We start from the raw sequence: 3,660 nt of genomic DNA on the forward strand, positions 1-3,660 counted from the left end.
CTATCATCTCGATTATCAGAACGGGAAAATTGTATTTTCGGATAAGATTGGAAATTTATCCATCGAATACCTGATATTTCCGGAGGATTTGATCAGCAGGTATTTTTTGTTTGAAGAACAAACTTTTTCCGACAGTACTGAGATCAGACTGAAGAAAAAAAGGAAAAAACAATTCTACACCGATACAAATTTGAATATTACCGGAAGCAAGAGCATTTCAGTTTCAGTTGCCAACAATGAAGATTTCAATATCGATCAATCACTTTTTCTCAAGATCAATGGAGAGTTGGGAAAAAATCTCCGCATCGAAGCCCAACTTTCGGACAGCGAATCACCCATCACTCCGGAAGGAGATTCACGAGAGATCAGCAGTTTAGATCAGATTTTCATCAAACTTTACGGAAAGCAATATGAGATATCTTTCGGTGATTTGGAAATGGAATTTAAAAATACACAGTTCATCAATTATGCTCCCAAATTTGAAGGTTTGAAAGCAGGTTGGTTCAAGGAAAACAAGTATTTCGGTGCATTAGCAATTTCCAAAGGGAAAAAGACAACTGTCAATTTTAACGGTATTGAAGCAAAGCAAGGACCATATTATCTTTCGGTCGAGAATACGAGCGGAGTTCTGGTTGTTCCAGGCACAGAAGAAGTTTATCTGAACGGAATGAAAATGCAGCGCGGAAGCGATTATACGATCAATTATGCGGAAGGAAGCATAACTTTTACCAACCAGCATTTTCTTACTTCCAACTCCTTTATTCTCGTTTCCTTCCAATATTCCGATGAAAATTATCGGCAAAATATGTATCTCGCATCTTCTGAAGTAAAACTCTTTGAAAAAATAAAGATCAGGAATTTTCTTGCAGTCCAGAATGACGATAAGAATAATCCTTTACAGTACGAATTTTTCGAAGAAGACCTCGATTCTCTGAAAATTGCAGGTGATGAACAAGCCTGGGGAAATGGAATTTACGAGGTCGAGGAGGGAACAGGTTTATATGTTTTAGAGGGAAGCGATTTTATTTATGTGGGTGCGGATTCGACTGGAAAATATAATCTGCATGCGACTTATGTTGGTTATCAAAATGGTGATTATAACTACAATTCCGATACTTATGATTACATTTATGAAGGCGTGAATCTGGGAAATTATGTTCTCAAAAGAAAATTGATCGCTCCTCAAAATAAAGCGAATTACGACATGAATATCGATTTTTCCGGAGATATTTATCAACTGGAAGCGGAAGGGATTTTCACAGTTTTAGATAAGAATACTTTCTCCAATCTTGATAAAAAAGATAATAATGGTTATGCTGCTCATCTCGGAGTGAATATTTTTCCTGATTACGATAAAATAGATCCTGATTTGAAACTACATTACAGGAATATTTCCAAAAATCTCTCGACTTTTGCTGATATCGAGACTCCTCTCGATTTTTATGAACTTACACAGTTTCCCGATACTCTGGAAACAACAGAATATTCAGCTGATTTGAGTCTGAACATTCTCGATTATTTTTCTCCCAATATCAAATATAAGAAAAAAAATGCAGAAGATTATGCAAAACAGGATTATTTATCCATTACTACCAATTTCAAGCAGAAATGGATTCTTCCAAAAATTTATTATCGTTTTTTAGATTGGACTCAAAATTATGAGGAAAATCCACAAATATTAACTGAAATTTCCAAACAGGAACAGCATACTTTTAATGGGGATTATTCTTTCAGAAAAATTAAAATCGGAACTGATTTTTTTTCAAAAGTCAGGAAAATTGAAGATTATGATAATTTCAGGTTTGGAGAAAAAAACAAGTTTATAAAAAACTACATTTCTTCTTTGAATACGAGGAATTGGTCTGCTTTGATCTCATATAAACAGGAACAGTTCGATTCCTTAAATTCGGAAAATTCATGGAAAAGAAAACAGGAATCGCAAACAATTAATTTGAAGAATACTTTGAATTTCAAGCATCATCAAGTAAACATCGATTATTCTCATAGGGAGATCAAAAACGATGATAAATTTGACCAGGCAAAGATAACTGTGAGAAATTCTTTGCTAAAGGATGCAGTTGACCTGAACACGAATTATGCCCTAAAAAATATCGAGTATTATCCCAAAATAAGAGAATTGGAATATGTAGGAGAAGGTTTGGGATTGTACGACAGTACAGGTGTTTTCACAGATGATGGAGATTACGATTGGATCATCAAAGAGATTGATTATTCGAATCCTGAAATGTCGATTGAAGTTAATGCTAATTTTTCATTATATCTGAATCCAAAAGTGATCACAGAATCTTTTTGGAAAAAATTTCAAACCGAAACAAACCTGATCATTACTGAAAATTCGACTTCTGATAATAAATTGAATATTTATCTTTTAAATCCCGAATTTCTGATGGATGAAGAAACAACGATCTTCGGACGAACCGATTTTCAGCAAACGCTCTGGTATGACTTTATTCCAAGAAAATTAACCACCAAATTTCGGTTCCAGACGGAAAAAAATCTCGATAGCCGTTACAACGAAGAAGTCGAGAAAAATGATCAGCAAACCTGGGAAGCAGGATTACGACTGCTTTCTGTTAAGAACAGCAATTTTGAATTGACCTATGAGAATATTAGCGAGCAGAAAACTTTATATAATTCAGAAAGTAAAATTCATATGGTCGAATTAGATATCAGAAATAGATTTATTTCGGATTTAACTCTGAATTCAAACCTTGATCTTTCGCGGGAAATTACTAATAAATCCGGGGAAGAAAATGATTTTAAAATAGACAGCATTCAATTGACAGAAACCGTAACTTATTTTATTAAAAGGAAATATAGAGTCTTCTCAAAGTTTAGTTATAAGAGGAATTTTCGAAAAGGTTCGTCATATTTGAGTTTTTTAAATGACAAAAAGAACGGTAATATTTTTAAGTGGAACATCAGCCTGAATTATAAAGTGAACAGCTATACATCTGCGAGCTTTGAGTATTCTGGAGATAGTTACCCGGAACGGGATGATGTTCATAAAATAGAAGTGGAAGTGAAAGCGGAATTTTAGCAGCACATTTTTGTAAAATGTGTTAAATTTCACAAATTTTTTCACAGAATACAATTCTGTGCTACAGGATAGTGAAATATGAAAAAAATAATCGAAACAAAAAGGCTGATCATCAGAAAAGCAGAAAACACAGAAAAAGATGTCGAGTTTTATCATAGACTCTGGAATCATCCGAAGGTGATGAAATTCGTCGGATTTCCCAAAGGTTTACGAATTTCAAAAGAGAGAATCAGTAAGCAAATATCAGAACAATCCAATTCCGAGTTTGACAGATTATTGCTGGTTGAAATTAAGGAAAACGGAACTTTGATCGGAGAAACAAAACTAGGATTTCCGGATGAAGAAGGAATTTCTAAAACTGATATAAAACTTTTACCCGAATTCTGGGGAAATGGTTTTGGAAAAGAGATAAAAAAGGCATTGATAAATTACATTTTCGAACATACCGATGCCAAAGCAGTTGAAGGCTCTCCCAACAAGAAAAACACGGCATCCATCAAAATGCAGGAATCTGTGGGAGCGAAAAAGATCAAAGAAGGAGTTTACCATTTTCCTGAAAGTATGAAAGATTTTACGGAAGATGTACATTGTATTATTTA

At 34.1% G+C, this 3,660-nt stretch carries 1 protein-coding gene; it reads left to right on the forward strand.

Annotated elements, in window-relative coordinates:
* Positions 1 to 3,139: 3,139 nt before the first annotated feature.
* The coding region (locus ENL20_07325; protein ID HHE38369.1) for an N-acetyltransferase at positions 3,140 to 3,660 on the forward strand (521 nt) is incomplete at its 3' end.

The organism is Candidatus Cloacimonadota bacterium (assembly GCA_011372345.1).
Lineage (GTDB): Bacteria > Cloacimonadota > Cloacimonadia > Cloacimonadales > TCS61 > DRTC01.